This window comes from Streptomyces sp. NPDC048603 (genome assembly GCF_043199475.1).
Taxonomy (GTDB): Bacteria; Actinomycetota; Actinomycetes; order Streptomycetales; family Streptomycetaceae; genus Streptomyces.
Window position 1 is genome coordinate 434,019 of sequence record NZ_JBICVY010000005.1, and the last position, 16,277, is coordinate 450,295.

Below are 16,277 nucleotides of genomic sequence, written 5' to 3' on the forward strand. Positions count from 1 at the left end.
GGGCGGCGATGACCGTCAGGCTGTGTGCCCGGCCGGCGCGGGTGCGTACAGCCCCGCCGGCGTGGTGTCAGACCTGTCCGCGCCACCCGCCGGTGGCGGATCCGCGGTCTTCGATGAAGTGCTTGAAGCGCTTCAGGTCTCCCTTGACCTGCCGGTCGACGAAGCCGAGCTTGTCGCCGATGTTCTCCGCCATCCCTTCCGGGTCGAAGTCCATCATCAGGGTGACCTGGGTATGGGACGGGTCGATGGGTACGAAGGTCACCAGGCCCGACTGTTCGGTCTCGCCGCCGACGGAGACCCAGGCGACCTTGGTGTCGGGGATCTGCTCGGTGATCTCCGCGTCGAACTCGCGTTGCACGCCGGCGATCTTCGTCACCCAGTGGGTGAGCGTGTCGGTGCGCTGCTCGATCCGCTCGACGCCGTCCATGAACTGCGGGAACGACTCGAACTGCGTCCACTGGTCGTACGCGGCACGGACCGGGACGTTGACCTCGATGGATTCCTTGACCTGCGACACGTTCAGCCTCCTGGGGTGTCTGATTGCGGGCCCGGACCCGGTGCTCGGTCATGAGCGGTTTCCGGGCGGGGCACTCCATCGGTGCCCTGTACAGGCGCGCCTGCCCCGACCCGCGCGCGGCACACACCGAAGGAGCCGTCTTGTTGAGCCACACGGCCCGCCCCACTCGCCCTCTCCGCGTCCTGTGGTGCAGGGCCCGGCGCCGGCGCTGAAAGCCAGTCACGTCCCGAATGGAGCCACCGTTACCGGCCAGGAGCTTCAGGAAGGCCGCGAACCAACCAAAGGCGCGCGTGGAGGACCTGGCCTACCGGATGTCGAGCAGCGTTCCCACGAGCGGTGCGGCCTGCCGATCGCCGTCGGTCAGGGTCCAGCCGCACAGTGCCGCCCACGCCAGCGCGGCCGAGGCCGCCTTGGCCCGCTCGGTGCGGCCGGCCAGGAGGGTGCCGAAGAACAGGGCGTCCCCAGCGTCCACAGCCACCCGGCCGAGCGTCACCGTACGCAACCCCGCGCCGTCGTGAACCGCCACCATCACGGCGCCGATGACCGCGTCCCGGAACCCCAGAGCCCGGATCAGCAGAGCGGAAGAGCCATGCTCAGGCAGACCGCAGGGGCGGGCCAGCAACCCGGGACGGCAGGCGACCGCGACCCCATAGCCGAGAGTGGCCATGCCCATCACCCTGGCCGCTGCGGTACGCATTGAGATCACTCCCTTCGATGAGGCAGAGCCCGTCGGAGGCGAGCCTGCGGTGCCACCGGCGCGCCTACCCCGCGTCACGTCACCCAACCGCGCAGTCCGTACGACCTGTCCGGCGCGCCATCGAGCGGAACCGTGCCGGATGCGCAGGCATTGGGGTGTGCACCACCCCGTGCGTGACCTGAAGATCGGCCTCACCGCATCTGGCGGGTTTCGGTGAACGCGCAGGACGTCCTCGACGTCGCACGCACCTGGCCGTCACGTCGGCCCGGCCGGCCGCGACCGGCCTTCCGAAACACCCTTTACGCGGGCCAAGTGCCTGTCAGCCGGCGCACGCCGACGGCCCCGCCCCGGTCGACAGCGGCCTTCACCACCGCGAACACGGCACCTTGCAGGGCGGCTGCCGGGAGCACCTCGCGCCAGCTACGGGATTCGTCGAGCGCGTCCGGTGCGTCGTTGTCCCCGCCGATGATCTGCCACAGCTGTTTGAACAGGAGCCCGGCCACCAGTCCGCCGAGCGTCCCCATCGCCAGCCCCAACGGCCTATACATGATCTTGGCCTTGTTCACGCTGCCTCCTCAAGCGGGACGGGCGCGTCACGCACCCGCCTTCGTGGTCGGTGTGCCGCTCTGCTCGCGCGGCCGAGCGCCGGCCGCCCCCTTCCCGCCCAGCCGGATCGCCTGCGGAGCGGGGGCGCGCTTCCTCCCGCTGTATCTGGCGCCTGCCCCTGCCGGGCCCGGCAAAACACGCTGCCGACGGGGAGGCGCGGGTCCGTTTCGCCCGCCCGGGCGGGGCAGACGCCGCTGACAGCCGGAGAACTTCCCACGGGGGCACTCTCCGGAAGGCGGACATCACATGACGGACCGGGCCCCAGGCATCGCGGTCGCCCTTCTTGTCGTTGCGGCCGTCTGGTGGGGCGTCCTGCGCCGCACCAGACGGCCGCCCCCGGGATCCCCCTCCGGCCCTGACGGCCCGTCGGCGTAGGACTGCCCATGCGTCATCACGATCCTGTCGTGATCGGTGCCGGATCCGGCAACGCGGTCGTCGACGACTTGTTCGCCGACGTGGACGTGGACGTGGCCGTCGTCGAGGGGCGCTGGTTCGGCGGAACCTGCCTCAACGCCGGATGCATCCCGAGCAAGATGCTCGCCTACACCGCCAAGGTCGCCCACACGGTCCGCCAGACCGGAACTCACGCCGCAAGGGCCGCAAGGACCAGGACTTCACTACCGTGTACGGGGGGCCGCGCCCGGTTCACAGGGCCCAGGGCGCTCCGGATCGAGCGGGCCGGCCTCCTCGCTCTGCGTCACGATCCGCGGCAGTCGGGTGACCTTGAGACCACGTGCGGCGGCGCCGGGGTGCACGAGCCTGCGCGGGCACTGACCATGGCCGAGTCCCTTTCGTTGCCTGCCGCGAGGAGCCTGCCCGTGCTGGAGCGCACGCTGAAGAAGGACCGGATCGAGGTCACCTTCATCCTTCCCGGAGACACACCGCCCGGCCCGGTCAGCGTGGTCGGTGACTTCAACGACTGGCAGCCCGGCGTTCACACCCTCAAGCTCCGCAAGGACGGAAAGCGCGCCGTCACCGTCGAACTCCCCCCGGCCGGCAGCCACTCCTTCCGGTACCTGGCAGCCGGTGACTACTGGTTCAACGACGACAGCGCAGGCGATCAGGACGGCCCCAACAGTCTTCTGCACACCTGACCCGCACACGCGGCCACCGGCGCCCGCGTGCGCCGGTGGCCGCGTGCCGCCCACGATTTCAAGGAGACCCATGCCGGAACCCGCCGAGGAGCGGGCCGGAGCCGGGGAGAGCAGGGGCGAGACGAGGAACGAGCGCGCCGACCGGCAGTGGCAGGAGCTGATCCAGGAAATCCGCGTCGCCCAGACGGGCGTGCAGATCCTCTTCGGTTTCCTCCTGACGGTCGTCTTCACGCCGCTCTTCCACGACCTGCCCCAGGCCGACGAGACCATCTACGTCATCACCGTCGTCCTCGGCTCCCTGGCGACCGGTGCGCTCATCGGGCCGGTCGCCTTCCACCGCGTCGTGTCGGGCCGGAAGATCAAGCAAGAAGCCGTGGCCTGGGCCTCCCGCCTCACCTTCGCCGGCCTCATCCTGCTGCTCGCCACGTGCACGACCGCGCTCCTGCTGGTCCTGCGGGTCGCCACGCACGACGCCGCCGTGCCGTGGATCGTGGCCGGGGTCCTGGCCTGGTACCTGCTGTGCTGGTTCGTGCTGCCGCTGTGGGCGCGGATCCGCTACACCACGGAGGGATGATCCCGCTGCGCGGGCAGCCGCGGACAATTTCAAGTGGGCCGGCCCGATCCGCTCATCGTCGGCGTCGCCGACACCCTCCTGGAAGCCGGTGAGGATCCCACCCGAGCCCTCGCCCACCCCGCCGGCCGGCCCACCACCGGGGCCTGGCCTGCACCCCGACCCCGCGACGATGCCTGATCCCAGTCCCACTGCAGCGTCCGCGCGACCAGGCCAGGGCCTCACCCAGGTCGGAGCGAGCCGCCGGCCGAGGGCTGAACCCGGCGGAGCGGGGCATACGCCGGGAGGGGCAGACACTCGCAACAGTGAGGTCAACATGATCACCCTCGGAGTGATCCTGCTCATCATCGGCCAGACAACGCAGACCCGCACGGCCAGCCCAGCGAGGGCGCAGCGGTAGCCAAACCAAACCCCATGGTGAGCCACATGAGCACGATGATCGAATGCACGACTGGGCCGGAACCGGAGGCCCCCGAGCCCGTCCCGTCCGGGCCCGAACCCCTACCCCGCGAACCGGGCGCCCCGGACGAGGACGAGGAGGAGCAGCCCCCCGACCGGGATCGCCCGGCTCCGCAGCCGACCGAACACCCCACGCCACAGGAGCCGCCCGACTGAACCGGCGTTGCCCAACCCGGGGCCAGTGGCAGCTCCTGCTCGCGCCCTCGATGGGCCCGGTCCGGGCGACTGCGCCGTCCTGACCGCTGCGGACGGGCGCCGTTCCTGTTTCTCCGCTGCCGGTCGGGGAAGGCGCCGGGCGAAACAGGGTGCGGGGCCGATCTCTCCGCCGGCCTGCTGGACGCCGTCCTGCGCCTCCCGCTGCTCGACGCAGGCCGGGCCCGCGTGGAATTCGGCCGGGTTCCCTCACGTTCGGCCGCGGACGCGGTCGGAGCATTCCTCGGAGGGCTCCGGCACGTTGCCGGAGTCGACACCCCACCCCTGGCACAGTCGGCCGCCGGTGGCGCGGATCGACAGCACCGGCGAGACGACAAGACCAACAGGCAAGGAGACCCGACATGCCCAGAGGCTCATCCCCCAAGCGGGAACGCCAGTACGAGCACATCAAGGAATCCGCCGAACAGCGCGGTGAATCCCCCGAGCGGGCGAAGGAGATCGCCGCCCGCACCGTCAACAAGGAACGTGCCCGGGCCGGGGAGTCGAAGACCGCCAGCCGGTCGTCCCTGCAGGACATGTCCTCCTCCAAGCGCGGCGGCCAACGCTCGCACAGCGGCTCCCAGGGCCCCACCAAGGAACAGCTCTACAACGAGGCCAAGCAGCGCAACATCGAGGGCCGCTCGAAGATGGACAAGGCGGAACTCAAGCGGGCGCTGGGCCACTGACCCCACCCGCCCCGTCAGGGATCCGTCGCGACGGCCGGCTGCCCACCCCACCCCGACCTTCCTTCCTGACGTGTCTCAGAACAACGCCCGGCGCGGACCCGATGGTTCGCGTCCGCGCAGGGCCCACCGTTTCAGGTGCTCAGCAGCGGTTGAAGAGGGCACGGGCTCGTCGAAGCGAGGGGCGTACTCCTGCCGGACGCCGTCGGGGAGCTCCCGCAACTGGAGCTTGTCGTCCTTCCGCGTCAAACGCGGACCTGCCCTGCCTACGTACACCTGAACCGGGAGCGGGTTCGAGGACGCGTCGGCGGGTAGGCGCCGACCATGGAACATGTCGAATGCGGGGCGACGCCCGCGGCAGAGCAGGCGGCCCACGGGCCGGCGGCATACGCTGTGCGCGCGGCGCTCTTCGACGTCGACGGCACCCTCACCGACACCAACCACCTGCACGTTGTCTCCTGGTGGGAGGCGTTCCGGCAGGCCGGACATGACATCACCATGCACGCCGTACACCAAGCCCTCGGCCTGCCCGGGCCTGACCTCCTCGTACGCCTCCTCGGCCCGGGCCACGACCAGGAGGAAAAGGACGCCATCAGCACCGCCCACGACGTGCTGTATGCCACCTACTTCGAGCGCATCACGGCGATCCCCCGCGCGGGGGACCTGCTGCACGCGCTCGCCTCCGATGGCTGGCGCATCGTCCTGGTCACCTCGGCCTCCGGCGAGGAACTGTCGGCACTGCGCCGGGCCATCGACGCCGACGATGCCCTCCACGCGACCACCAGCGCCGACGACGTCGAACACGGCAAGCCACATCCGGAACCCGTGTGCCGAGCCCTGGAATTGGCCGGAGCGCTACCGGGCAGGGCTGTTTTCGTCGGAGACAGCGTCTGGGACATGGAGGCCGGCCGCCGGGCGTCGGTGAACTGGTGTGTGGGCTTGCTCTGCGGAGGTATCCCTGCGGCCGACCTCCAGGCTGCAGGAGCGGATGCGGTCCACGAGGACCCGGCCGAACTCCTTCACGCACTCGGCACCAGCCCGTTCGCCAGGATCCCCGCATAGGGCCCGCGCGGCGGCTTCTGCTCCGCGGTAGGGGGCACGGGACCTCATCGGAAGTGCCGCCCTGCCCCGTGGCGTACGGGTGCACGGTCCCAGAGGAGCACGGCTTGGCCGTTTGACCTGGTCTTTCGCCGGGGCAGCCTCCGATGGTGATCAGCGGCGCGGCCACTCCTTGCGGCGGAGATCGCTCTGTCCAGGACGCGTGCCGTGCCGTCGCGGCGACAAGCTCCGCCGTCGAGAACCGCTCAGGAGGCCGGGGTCCCGCCGCTCCTTGTCGGCCGTGGCCGAGCGTGATCTCGTTCTGCCGCACGCCGGCAGGGGACCGCAGTTGGCGGGCGGCCGATGCCCGACCTTCTGACAGGGGCTGGCCCGGAACTGGTCCGGATCTTGGTACGTTCCGGCCCGGGCGGCAGTGATCGGGCAGGAGCGGCAAGCCGTGGGTGCGATCGGCAGCGGGGTGCCGGGATGTAGGGGAGCGGCGCGGTCTCGTGGTCCGGCGTGGCCGGCGGCCGGACCCGGCACGTGGGGTCGCCCTCGTCCGTGGGGCGCCGGACCTGCCGTTGCTTCGGCAGGACGGCGGGTGGTTCGCCCGATGTCGCCGGTGCGGGTCGCAGCCGTCCTTCTCTGCTACCCCCTCGTGCCTCCGTGTCCCCTCGGGATGTCAGGGATCCATCCCGCGAAGGGGTTCTTCGTGACCACGCGATCGAGGGCTATTGGAAGGGCATCTCACCGAACCCGGCGGTGCCGCCGGTACGGCCGGAAGATCTGAACCGGTACCGGGAAATCAGGCAGCGACGAGCTCCTGCTCGCGGTCCGGCGCATCGACCTTGGGCTTCTTGTTCGGCAGCGAGAGCCGGAAGACCTTGCGCCACGCGGAGAACACCTGCTTGGGCAGCGGCCCGGTGACGTACTCCAGCTCGTACTTCTCGAACAGCGCGCGCACCTTCACCGCGACCTCGGCGTACCGGTTGCTCGGCAGGTCCGGGAACAGGTGGTGCTCGATCTGGTGCGACAGGTTGCCGGTCATGAAATGCATGGCCCTGCTGCCGGTGATGTTCGCCGAGCCCATCATCTGGCGCAGGTACCACTGGCCGCGCGTCTCGCCCTTGATCGACCGGCGCTCGAAGACCTGCACGCCCTCGGGGAAGTGCCCGCACATGATCACCGAGTGGGACCAGATGTTGCGGACCAGGTTCGCGGTGAACGTGGCGGCGAGCGTGGTGAGGAAAGACGGGCCCGACAGCAGCGGGTGGATCACGTAGTCCTTGAGCACCTGCTTGCGGATCTTGCGGCCGACGGCCTTGGCCCGCGCGCGGAACTCCGGGTCCTTGCGGCGGCGCTTGTGCAGGTTCTTGCCGAGCTCCAGATCGTACGCTGCGATGCCGTACTCGAAGAAGCAGGCGTTGATGAAGTTCCACAGCGGCTGGCCGAGGTGGAACGGGTGCCACTTCTGGTCCTCGTCGACGCGCATGATGCCGTAGCCGAGGTCGTTGTCCTTGCCGATCACGTTGGTGTACGTGTGGTGCAGCTCGTTGTGCGAGTGCCGCCACTGATCGGACGGCGAGACGTGGTCCCACTCCCAGGTGGTGGAATGGATCTTCGGGTCCCGCATCCAGTCCCACTGGCCGTGCAGGACGTTGTGGCCGATCTCCATGTTGTCCATGATCTTCGCGACGGACAGCCCGGCGGTGCCGATCAGCCAAGCGGGCGGGAAGAACGAGAACAGCAGCACGCCCCTGCTGGCCAGCTCGAGCTTGCGCTGCGCCGAGATGACCTTCCGGATGTAGGCGGCGTCTTTCTCGCCCCGGCTGGCGATCACCTCGTCGCGGATCGCGTCCAGCTCGCGGCCGAGCTCCTCGATCTGCTCCGCGGTCAGGTGGGCGGTGGGGTCGATGGCGGTCAAGGTGCTCCTACCGTTCGATGTCGCAGGGGCCCGCGGCGGCGGACACGCAGGTCTGGATGAGGACGCCCGGTTCGGCCTCGGTGATCTCGCCGGTGCGCAGGTCGCGGACGGCGCCCGCCTTGAGCGGCGTGACGCAGCCGAAGCAGATGCCCATGCGGCAACCGGAGGGCATGAGCACGCCGGCCTCCTCGCCGACGTCCAGCAACGGCGTGGCGCCGTCCGCGTCGACGGTCTTGCCGGTGGCGCTGAACGTGACCTCGCCGCCGTCACCGGCGACGACGGTGCCGGGGCGGAAGCGTTCGGTGTGCAGGCGCTCTTCGACGCCGTGTCCGCTCCAGAACTCTTCGGCGGCGTCGAGCAGGCCCGCGGGCCCGCAGGCCCAGGTCTCGCGCTCGGCCCAGTCGGGTACCAGTTCGCCGAGACGGGCGATGTCGAGCACGCCGTCGGTGTCGGTGTGCACCTCGGTGAGCCGCAGCTTCTCGTCCGCGGCCAGGTCGTGCAGTTCGTTGCGGAAGATCACGTCCTGCGGCCGCGGCGCGCAGTGGACCATGACGACGTCGTCGAACTCGATGTCACGCAGCATGCCCATCACGGGCGTGATGCCGCTGCCGGCCGTCAGGTAGAGCACCTTGGCGGGCTTGGCCTCCGGCAGTACGAAGTCACCGGTCGGCTGGTCGAGCTGGACCAGAGTGCCCGGTTTCGCCCTGCGGACCAGGTGGTTGCTGACCTTGCCGTCCGGAATCGCCTTCACGGTGATCGTGACGCGGCCGTCCTTGCGGTCCGTCGGCGAGGTGATGGAGTAGGCGCGCCACAGGCGCCGCCCGTCGACGTCGACCCCGATCCGCACGTACTGACCGGCCGTGTGACCACGCCAGCCCCTTCCCGGCCTGATCACGATGGTCGCGGCGTCACCCGTCTCGGGGTGCACGGCCTCGATGCGCCCACGCAGGTCGGCGCCCGCACGCAGCGGGCTGACCAGGTCGAGGTAGTCCGACGGCAGCAGCGGCGTCGTGATCATCTCCAGCAGTTTCCACGCCCTACTGCGGAGGGCTGCACTCGTCATGACCCCAGCTTGATACGCCTCAGGGCGTAAAGTCCTGACCGCAGGACGTAAATCTGGCCGGCTGAATTGTTCGCAGGGAATAAAACATGAGCCATCCGATCCGGAGGGTCACCGAACCGGCCCTGGATGAGACAACGGTCACCGCACTTCGGGCCGCGCTGAAGACCACCGCCGACGAGGTCGTCCAGGCGATCATCGACGAGGTCCCTCCCTACGCCAACGCCCTTTCGGGCCGCATGGGCGTCACCATCCGCCGAGCCGTCCGCACCGCCCTGGGGAACTACCTGGACCTCGCGAGCGGGAACGCCACAGGCGGCGACGCCGGTGACGCGGCCTACGAGCTGGGCCGCGGCGAGGTGCGCGACGGGCGTTCGATGGATGCCCTGCTCAGCGCCTACCGCGTCGGCGCCCGCGTGGCCTGGCGATGCCTGGCAGCGGGCGCCGTCCCCGCAGGCCTGCCCGCCGCCGAGGTCGCCAAGTTCGCCGAGCTGACCTTCGCCTACATCGACGGGCTCTCGGCCGCGAGCGCCGCGGGCCACGCCGACGAGCTGGCCGCCCGGGGCCGGGACCACGAGCGGCACCTGGAACACCTGGCCCGCGACCTCCTCGCCGGCGCGAGCCCCGACGTGCTGCTGGCCTCCGCGCAACGGGCCGGGTGGCAGCCCCCGGTCTCGCTGACCGCCGTCCTGCTGCCCGCCGCCCAGGCCCGGCCCGCCTACCGCGCCCTCGACCCGGGCACCCTCGTCCTCGACGATCTGCCGGAGGCCTTCGGCGTGCTGCTCGTCCCCGATGCGGACCGGCCACATCTCCTGCGGCAGCTGACCGACCGCACTGCCGTGGTCGGCCCGGCCCGGCCATGGACTCGTGCGTCCGCCTCGTACGCGCGAGCCGCACGCGCGCGCTCCCTCTCCTCCGATATCCGCGACACCGAGGACCACCTGCCCGAGCTGGTACTGAGCGCCGACGCGGACGCGTTCGCAGACCTGCGGGCCCGAGCCCTCGCACCGTTGCGGACCTTGCCCGTCGCGACCGCACGGCGGCTGGAGGAGACGTTGCGGGCGTGGCTGCTCCACCAGGGCAGGCGGGACGAGGTGGCGGCGGCGTTGTTCGTCCATCCCCAGACCGTCCGGTACCGGATGTCGCAGCTGCGGGAGCTGTTTCCGGATCTCGCATCGCCACACCGGGTCCTCGAGCTGACGCTGGCGGTCGGTCTTCGGGTCAGCTGACGCGTACCTCGACCGTGGGAGAGGGGCTGGATGGACCGGGAGGAACAGAAAGAGTTGACACCCGTGTCGAGCGGGTCGCGCCGACGTCGCCCGACGGGCGAAAGCCCAGGTCAGGCGCTGTCTTTCAGGCCCTAAAAGAAGCCGAGCTTCTTGGGGGAGTAGCTCGTCAGGACGTTCTTGGTCTGCTGGTGGTACAGCGGCTGCACCCCTGCTGACCAGCTGAAACGGTGGCTGGTGAGGCTCCTTGGTGCGGGCTGGTCCGGAAATGGTCCGGATCTTGGTCCGGGCGGTCCTGGAGCGGAGCATGCGAAGCCCCAGGTCGGCGACCTGGGGCTTCGCTCCTTCGGTTACTCCGGCTGGTAGGCGCTGATGGCGTCGGCCATGGGCTTGCCGAAGGTCATGTCGCCGGCCGGGATGGGTCGGCCGTCGAGGGAGAGGACCATCTTGGCCTCGTCGGGGCCGGCGCTGAGGGTGCAGGTGACCCCGTGGGCGTCGGCGCGTTCGAAGCTGAACCGCGGGTAGTAGGCGGGGTGTCCGAGGACGGTGACGGTGTGTTCACCCAGGGCGCGGGCGGCATCGAGGCCGGCCCGGATGAGGGCGCTGCCGATGCCGGTGCCCTGGTGGGCGGGGTCGACGGAGACCGGGGCGAGGGTGAGGCCGGGGGTGCCGCCGATGCCGGCGCGGGTGAACAGGATGTGCGCGATGACGGTTCCGGTCTCGTCCTCGGCGACGAGGGAGAGCTCGGGGATCCAGCACGCGTCGGTGCGCAGGGCGTCTACGAGGTCGGCGTCCTCGGGGGAGCCGAAGGCGGCGGTGATCACCTCGCGTACGCGGGAGGTGTCGTGCGGGGTCTCGGTCCTGATCTTCATTGCAGGGGTGTTCCGTTTCTGGGTAAGTGAATGTTGTCGTTGGGGGTGCCGTGGGCGGGGCGCGGCTGCGGGCGGGCCCCGCCCACAGTCGGCGCGGCCGGGTCACAGGGTGAGCAGGGCGCGGCCGGCGTGCTTGGGGTCGGCCAGGGGTCTGAGGGCGAGGCGGACCAGGGCGAGCGGGTTGTCGTCACCGGCGATCCGGTTGGCGCTGAGCTCGCCGCAGGAGACGCACTGGTGGATGATCATCCACTCGCCGTCGGTGCGGACGGACATGCCCAGGGCCTCCATCCGGCCCCGGCAGTCCGCGTCCCGGTCGCCCGGTATCTTCCGGTCGACGTGCAGGCTCGCCAGACAGTTCGGGCAGTGGTTGCGGTGCGCGGTGCCCGGTGCGTCCAGGGAGACGTCGAGTCGGCAGGAAGCGCACCGGAAGTCGTTGGCCCGGTGCCCGCCCTGCGCGTGCAGGACGTCCTTGTGCCGCTGCGGACGGCGCCGCCGCTGCCCGCGACCGCTGTTGTTGTTGCGTGACACAGTGGTGGTCCTTTCCTTCCGGGCGGTCAGAGGGTTCCGAACGCTTCGAGCGGGAAAGGCGGTTGGGCCAGCGGGCGGACCGCCATGCGCATCAGGATCAGCTGGTTGTCATCCGCGCACACCGGGTTCGAGGTGAGCTCGTCGCAGCGCACGCAGCGGTGGATCACCATCCAGTCACCGGTGCGGAGCACGGCGATGGCGATCGGGGACATCCGGCCCTCGCAGTCGCTCGGACCGCCCTCGACGTGGTCGAGGACATGGCGGGAGTGCAGGCAGGACGGACAGTGGTTGCGCGGCGCGCCGTCGGCGGCGTACGCGGACACGGTCAGCCCGCACCACGCGCAGGCGAAGGTGCTGAGGCTGAGAGTGTTGTTGGAGGTGTGGCTGGACACCCGGGTGCTCCTTGCTGGAAGTGGGTCAAGACAGCAAGAGCAGGCCGAGTGGCCTCGTCAGAAGGCAGCCCGACAACGCCGTGGAACGGCGGACAGGCAGGTCAGAGCACCGGAGGACACGTCCGGCAGCGGCCCGGAGAAGCGGGCAGCGGAAGGCAGCGGACGGTTACGCGGTGTGGCGAGGCGCACTCGGCGCGGGCCGGGACATCAAACACCCTTTTCCAGGGCACACAGGCCCAGAACGAATCAGAACGACCCTGGAAGGCTAACAGGACACCTTCCAGGGGTGTCAACGGATTATTCGCCGCCCACAGACGGCGGCGCGATCCCCATAGCACGTGCCCGGCGAGGTACGCGGTCACCGTGGCCCCCCCCGGAACGTAGTGGTGCATCAAGCCGACACAGGCGGACAGCACGGGCTCGACGCAACCAACCAAACGCGGGAACCCGTCGGCATCACCGCAGGCCAGACGCGACAAGCTGGCAGATCCCATTCTGAAACGATCAGCAAGCCGCTCGGGCCGGATCTGCCGCCTCGGCAGTGCCCGCCCGTCCATCGACCGGAACCAAGCACGGGCCGGCCGACGACGCCCGTGGGCCAGCCCGTGCCGTATCGCCTTGCGGCTGTCCGGGAGGGCTCAGCCGACGGCGCCTGCCGAGGCCCGCTGACCGGCCCGGGCGAAATCGGCCATCCCCTCGGCGAAGCCCACCCGCGGATGCCAGCCCAGTTCTTCGCGCAGCCGGGCGGAGTCGGCGGTGATGTGCCGTACGTCGCCCAGCCGGAACTCGCCGGTCACCACCGGCGCGGGTCCGCCGTACGCCGAGGCGAGTGCCGACGCCATCTCGCCGACCGTATGCGGTTCCCCGCTGCCGGTGTTGTACGCGGTCAGCATCCCGGCAGGGGCGCCCCCGACGGCCTCCAGGGCCACGACGTTCGCCGCGGCCACGTCCCTCACGTGAACGAAGTCCCGCCGCTGCGCGCCGTCCTCGAAGACCCGGGGGGACTCGCCCCGGGCCAGGGCCGACCGGAAGAACGAGGCCACCCCGGCGTACGGGGTGTCGCGCGGCATGCCCGGCCCGTACACGTTGTGGTAGCGCAGTGACACCGCCCGGCCCTCCACGCACCGGGCCCAGGACGCCGCGAGGTGCTCCTGCGCCAGTTTCGTCGTGGCGTACACGTTGCGCGGATCCGTCGGCGCGTCCTCGCCGACCAGACCCGGCACGAGCTCGGCTCCGCAGTCGGGACAGCGGGGCTCGAACCGGCCGGCCGTCAGGTCGTCGGTCCGGCGCGGTCCGGGGCGCACCGTCCCGTGCCGTTCACAGGTGTAGCGGCCTTCTCCGTAGACCACCATCGACCCGGCGAGGACGAGCCCGCGGACCCCGGCGGCCGCCATCTCCGCCAGGACCACCGAGGTTCCGAGGTCGTTGCAGCCGACGTAGTCGGGGGCGTCGGCGAAGTCCTTGCCGAGGCCGACCATCGCCGCCTGGTGGCATACGACGTCCACCCCGCGCAGCGCGGCCCGGACCGCGTCGGCGTCCCGTACGTCGGCCGGGACGAACTCGGCGTCGGGCAGGGCAGGGGGACCGGGGTGTGCGGTGGGCAGCAGGGCGTCGAGGACGACGGGGTCGTGGCCGCGGGCCTTGAGGGCGGTGACGATGTGGGAGCCGATGAACCCGGCCCCTCCCGTGACGAGTACGCGCATGCTCCGGACGTTACGCAGTGCCGCGCGGCTGACGCATGTTCCACGCGTGGACGTAAGACTTCCGTCATGCCGGAGCCGCAGTGGTCGCGAGTGGTGTCTCAGTGCTCGGCAGCTGTGAGTGGGACGTCATCGCTCACCGAGGCGACGGTGTGGCTCTTCCCGATGCACTCGCCCGGCAGGCAGAAGCGGGCGGTGAGCTGCTTCGCCGACCAGTTCCTCCAGGACGTCCTCCATGGTGACGAAGCCGATGACCCGGCCTTCCAGGTCCGCCACGGCCGCGAGATGGGTTCCGGCGGTGCGCATGGCGGTCATCGTGTCGTCAAGGGGTGTGGCCCGGTCGACAGTGGTGACGACGTGCAGAGCATCGCGCGGGAAGGGAGCGGCGCGCTCGGTGGCAGCCAGGGCGTCCTTGATGTGCAGGAAGCCCAGGATCTCGCCGCCGGGGCTGGTGACGACCAAGCGGGAGAAGCCGTGCTCGGCAGCGATTCGCTCCAGCCCGCGCGGGGTGACGTCCTGGTTCACAGTGACGAACTCCGCGCGCGGGATCATGATCTCGTCGACCGTGCGGGTGCCGAGTTCGAGGGCGTCCTGGAGGCGTTCGCTATCCTCCGGGTCGAGCAGGCCGGCGTCGCGGGAGTCCTTGACCAGTCGGGCGAGTTCGTCGTCGGTGAAGACCGAGGCGACCTCGTCCTTGGGTTCGACCTTCAGCAGGCGCAGCAGGGTGTTGGCGAAGGCGTTGATGCCGAAGACCAGCGGACGCAGCGCCCGGGTGAGGGCGACCAGGGGCGGGCCGAGGAGGAGCGCGGTCGGCGCCGGGGCGGCGAGCGCGATGTTCTTGGGGACCATCTCGCCGACCAGCATGTGCAGGTACGTCGCCAGGGTCAGGGCGATGACGAAGGCGATCGGGTGGATGAGCGCGTCGGGCACGCCGAGGGAGGCGAAGGGCGGTTCCAGCAGGTGCGCGATGGCCGGTTCGGCGACCGCGCCGAGCACCAGCGAGGAGACGGTGATGCCGAGCTGGGCGGTGGCCATCATCGCGGAGAGATGTTCCAGGCCCCACAGGGTGGTCTTCGCGCGCCGGTCGCCCTTGAGGGCGGCCGGTTCGACCTGGCTGCGCCGTACGGAGATCAGGGCGAATTCCGCGCCGACGAAGAAGGCGTTGGTGACCAGCGTCAGCGCGCCGATCAGCAGCTGAACGGTGGTCACTGGACGTCCTCGTCGGTCTCGTCGATGGCGGCGGGCGCGGTGATCGTCACCCGGTCCGCACGGTGGTGTTCGACGTCGAGCACGGACAGCTCCCAGCCGTCGACGTCGACGGTGTCGCGCTCCTCGGGGATACGTTCGAGGCGGGTGGCGATCAGGCCGGCGAGGGTCTCGTACGGGCCCTCGGGTGCCTTGAACCCGAGCTCTTCCAGCTCGTCGAGCCGCACGCTTCCGTCGGCTTCCCAGACCCGTCGGCCGTCCTCCTCCGGCGCCTCGATGAGGTCGGGGACCTCCATCGGGTCGTGCTCGTCACGTACCGCGCCGACGACCTCCTCGACGATGTCCTCCACCGTGGCGACACCGGCGGTGCCGCCGTACTCGTCGATCACCACGGCCATGGTGCGGGCCTTCCGGAGGCGGCCCAGCAGTGTGTCCACCGGCAGGGAGTGCGGCACCAGCAGGGGTTCGGTCATCAGGTCGGTGATCGTGGTGAGGGGCCGCTTGCCCTCGTTGAGGGCCAGTACGTCCCGGACGTGGACGGTGCCGATGACCTCGTCCAGGGAGTCCCGGTAGACGGGGAACCGAGAGATGCCGGTGGCCAGGGTCAGGTTCGCGGCGTCGAGCGCGGTGGCGTGGGCCTCCAGCGCCTGAACGTCCACACGCGGAGTCATGACGTTCTCCGCCGTCAGCTCGCCCAGGTGCAGGGTCTTCACGAACAGCTCGGCCGAATCGGCCGCTATCGCGCCCTCGCGGGCCGAGTGCCGGGCCAACGCGACCAGCTCCTCGGGCGTACGGGCGGAGGCGAGCTCCTCGGCCGGCTCCAGTCCGAAGCGGCGCACCAGGCGGTTCGCGGTGTTGTTCAGGTGGCGGATCAGCGGCGCGAACACGGCCGTGAAGGCCCGCTGGGGACCGGCCACGACCTTGGCCACGCCCAGCGGGTGGGAGATCGCCCAGTTCTTCGGCACCAGCTCGCCGACCACCATCAGCACGATGGTGGAGAGGGCCACGCCCAGCAGGGTCGCCGTGGTGGACACGGCTCCCTCGGGCAGCCCCAGCCCGGTGAGCGGGCCGTGCAGCAGCGCCGACACCGAGGGCTCGGCCAGCATGCCGATCACCAGCGAGGTCACCGTGATGCCCAGCTGGGCGCCGGACAGCTGGAAGGTCAGCCGCTTGGCGGCCTTCAGGGCGCTCTCGGCACCGCGCTCCCCGGCCGCGGCGGCGCGTTCCAGCTCGCCGCGCTCGACCGTGGTCAGGGAGAACTCGGCGGCGACGAACACCGCGCACGCCAACGTCAACGCGAGAGCGAGGAGCAGCAGCAGGATCTCGGTCACCGTGCCACCCCCACTCCGGGACCGTGTACCCCATGGGTGTCCAGGTAGGACGTGGCACGGCAGGGACTGGGAGGTTCACCCATGGCGGGCCGCTGTTCCATTCGCTCTCAGCCGGACCGGGTGGTCCGGACGGTTGTTCGGTTGCGGACAGTATCCGCGCCCGTTTGGTCAAGGGCAAGTA

17 protein-coding genes and 1 pseudogene are annotated in these 16,277 nt (G+C 70.5%); 7 read left to right on the forward strand and 11 right to left on the reverse strand.

All coding sequences use genetic code 11. The features are described from left to right. Positions 1–67: 67 nt before the first annotated feature. The 3 genes from ACGFQ9_RS14680 to ACGFQ9_RS14690 all read right to left on the reverse strand — a co-directional run bounded on the left by ACGFQ9_RS14680 (position 68) and on the right by ACGFQ9_RS14690 (position 1,780). Positions 68–517 carry an SRPBCC family protein gene (locus tag ACGFQ9_RS14680; protein ID WP_393574127.1) on the reverse strand — a complete coding sequence of 150 codons (450 nt, stop codon included), beginning with the start codon at positions 515–517 and terminating at the stop codon, positions 68–70. A gap of 304 nt (positions 518–821) precedes the next feature. Next, positions 822–1,214, reverse strand: a complete 393-nt coding sequence (locus tag ACGFQ9_RS14685) for a hypothetical protein (RefSeq protein WP_393574128.1) — start codon at positions 1,212–1,214, stop codon at positions 822–824. Between the two features lie 299 nt (positions 1,215–1,513). Further along, entirely contained in the window at positions 1,514–1,780 is a 267-nt protein-coding gene (locus tag ACGFQ9_RS14690; RefSeq protein ID WP_393574129.1) for a DUF4235 domain-containing protein, read from the reverse strand. Positions 1,781–2,224: 444 nt separating this feature from the next. On the opposite strand from ACGFQ9_RS14690, the gene ACGFQ9_RS14695 reads away from it, so the two are divergent. From ACGFQ9_RS14695 to ACGFQ9_RS14720, 6 genes and pseudogenes are all read left to right on the forward strand, one after another. Further along, on the forward strand, positions 2,225–2,914 hold the full coding sequence (locus ACGFQ9_RS14695) for a hypothetical protein (RefSeq protein ID WP_393574130.1): 690 nt from the start codon (positions 2,225–2,227) through the stop codon (positions 2,912–2,914). Between the two features lie 70 nt (positions 2,915–2,984). Beyond that, positions 2,985–3,488 (forward strand): DUF6328 family protein, encoded by a 504-nt coding sequence (locus ACGFQ9_RS14700; protein WP_393574131.1) that lies wholly within the window; start codon positions 2,985–2,987, stop codon positions 3,486–3,488. 33 nt (positions 3,489–3,521) lie between these two features. Then, positions 3,522–3,651, forward strand: a pseudogene (locus ACGFQ9_RS14705) (polyphosphate kinase 2); the annotation flags it as partial. 260 nt (positions 3,652–3,911) lie between these two features. Then, on the forward strand, positions 3,912–4,100 hold the full coding sequence (locus ACGFQ9_RS14710) for a hypothetical protein (protein ID WP_393574132.1): 189 nt from the start codon (positions 3,912–3,914) through the stop codon (positions 4,098–4,100). Between the two features lie 398 nt (positions 4,101–4,498). Further along, entirely contained in the window at positions 4,499–4,822 is a 324-nt protein-coding gene (locus tag ACGFQ9_RS14715; RefSeq protein WP_393574133.1) for a plasmid stabilization protein, read from the forward strand. A 321-nt stretch (positions 4,823–5,143) separates the two neighbouring features. Continuing rightward, a complete protein-coding gene (locus tag ACGFQ9_RS14720) occupies positions 5,144–5,881 on the forward strand; it encodes an HAD family hydrolase (protein ID WP_393574134.1) in 738 nt (245 codons plus the stop codon). 781 nt (positions 5,882–6,662) lie between these two features. On the opposite strand, the gene ACGFQ9_RS14725 is transcribed toward ACGFQ9_RS14720, so the two are convergent. Both ACGFQ9_RS14725 and ACGFQ9_RS14730 read right to left on the reverse strand, forming a co-directional pair. Next, positions 6,663–7,781 carry a fatty acid desaturase family protein gene (locus tag ACGFQ9_RS14725; protein ID WP_393574135.1) on the reverse strand — a complete coding sequence of 373 codons (1,119 nt, stop codon included), beginning with the start codon at positions 7,779–7,781 and terminating at the stop codon, positions 6,663–6,665. A gap of 7 nt (positions 7,782–7,788) precedes the next feature. Then, positions 7,789–8,844 carry a ferredoxin reductase gene (locus ACGFQ9_RS14730; RefSeq protein ID WP_393574136.1) on the reverse strand — a complete coding sequence of 352 codons (1,056 nt, stop codon included), beginning with the start codon at positions 8,842–8,844 and terminating at the stop codon, positions 7,789–7,791. Between the two features lie 86 nt (positions 8,845–8,930). Here ACGFQ9_RS14730 and ACGFQ9_RS14735 point away from each other — a divergent pair, with 86 nt between their 5' ends. Then, the gene (locus tag ACGFQ9_RS14735; protein WP_393574137.1) at positions 8,931–10,070 is read left to right on the forward strand and encodes a helix-turn-helix domain-containing protein; all 1,140 of its coding nucleotides are present in this window, start codon (positions 8,931–8,933) and stop codon (positions 10,068–10,070) included. Between the two features lie 347 nt (positions 10,071–10,417). On the opposite strand, the gene ACGFQ9_RS14740 is transcribed toward ACGFQ9_RS14735, so the two are convergent. The 6 genes from ACGFQ9_RS14740 to ACGFQ9_RS14765 all read right to left on the reverse strand — a co-directional run bounded on the left by ACGFQ9_RS14740 (position 10,418) and on the right by ACGFQ9_RS14765 (position 16,096). Next, positions 10,418–10,939: a GNAT family N-acetyltransferase gene (locus tag ACGFQ9_RS14740; protein WP_393574138.1), complete on the reverse strand. Its 522-nt coding sequence runs from the start codon at positions 10,937–10,939 to the stop codon at positions 10,418–10,420. 102 nt (positions 10,940–11,041) lie between these two features. Then, positions 11,042–11,467, reverse strand: coding sequence for an RNHCP domain-containing protein (locus ACGFQ9_RS14745; protein ID WP_393574139.1), 426 nt, complete (start codon positions 11,465–11,467; stop codon positions 11,042–11,044). A gap of 26 nt (positions 11,468–11,493) precedes the next feature. Further along, positions 11,494–11,859 carry an RNHCP domain-containing protein gene (locus ACGFQ9_RS14750; RefSeq protein ID WP_393574140.1) on the reverse strand — a complete coding sequence of 122 codons (366 nt, stop codon included), beginning with the start codon at positions 11,857–11,859 and terminating at the stop codon, positions 11,494–11,496. Positions 11,860–12,497: 638 nt separating this feature from the next. Then, complete coding sequence (locus ACGFQ9_RS14755) at positions 12,498–13,562, reverse strand: NAD-dependent epimerase/dehydratase family protein (RefSeq protein ID WP_393574141.1); 1,065 nt, start codon at positions 13,560–13,562, stop codon at positions 12,498–12,500. A 126-nt stretch (positions 13,563–13,688) separates the two neighbouring features. Then, a complete protein-coding gene (locus ACGFQ9_RS14760) occupies positions 13,689–14,768 on the reverse strand; it encodes a hemolysin family protein (protein ID WP_393574142.1) in 1,080 nt (359 codons plus the stop codon). Beyond that, positions 14,765–16,096 (reverse strand): hemolysin family protein, encoded by a 1,332-nt coding sequence (locus tag ACGFQ9_RS14765; RefSeq protein ID WP_393574143.1) that lies wholly within the window; start codon positions 16,094–16,096, stop codon positions 14,765–14,767. The genes ACGFQ9_RS14760 and ACGFQ9_RS14765 overlap by 4 nt, the downstream gene beginning before the upstream one ends. Positions 16,097–16,277: the final 181 nt, after the last annotated feature.

Excerpts from the sequence above, each read along its gene's own strand:
- ACGFQ9_RS14685 (WP_393574128.1), bottom strand. The coding sequence starts at position 1,214 with ATGCGTACCGCAGCGGCCAGGGTGATGGGCATGGCCACTCTCGGCTAT.
- ACGFQ9_RS14700 (WP_393574131.1), top strand. The coding sequence starts at position 2,985 with ATGCCGGAACCCGCCGAGGAGCGGGCCGGAGCCGGGGAGAGCAGGGGC.
- ACGFQ9_RS14710 (WP_393574132.1), top strand. The coding sequence starts at position 3,912 with ATGAGCACGATGATCGAATGCACGACTGGGCCGGAACCGGAGGCCCCC.
- ACGFQ9_RS14715 (WP_393574133.1), top strand. The coding sequence starts at position 4,499 with ATGCCCAGAGGCTCATCCCCCAAGCGGGAACGCCAGTACGAGCACATC.
- ACGFQ9_RS14720 (WP_393574134.1), top strand. The coding sequence starts at position 5,144 with ATGGAACATGTCGAATGCGGGGCGACGCCCGCGGCAGAGCAGGCGGCC.
- ACGFQ9_RS14730 (WP_393574136.1), bottom strand. The coding sequence starts at position 8,844 with ATGACGAGTGCAGCCCTCCGCAGTAGGGCGTGGAAACTGCTGGAGATG.
- ACGFQ9_RS14735 (WP_393574137.1), top strand. The coding sequence starts at position 8,931 with ATGAGCCATCCGATCCGGAGGGTCACCGAACCGGCCCTGGATGAGACA.
- ACGFQ9_RS14740 (WP_393574138.1), bottom strand. The coding sequence starts at position 10,939 with ATGAAGATCAGGACCGAGACCCCGCACGACACCTCCCGCGTACGCGAG.
- ACGFQ9_RS14755 (WP_393574141.1), bottom strand. The coding sequence starts at position 13,562 with ATGCGCGTACTCGTCACGGGAGGGGCCGGGTTCATCGGCTCCCACATC.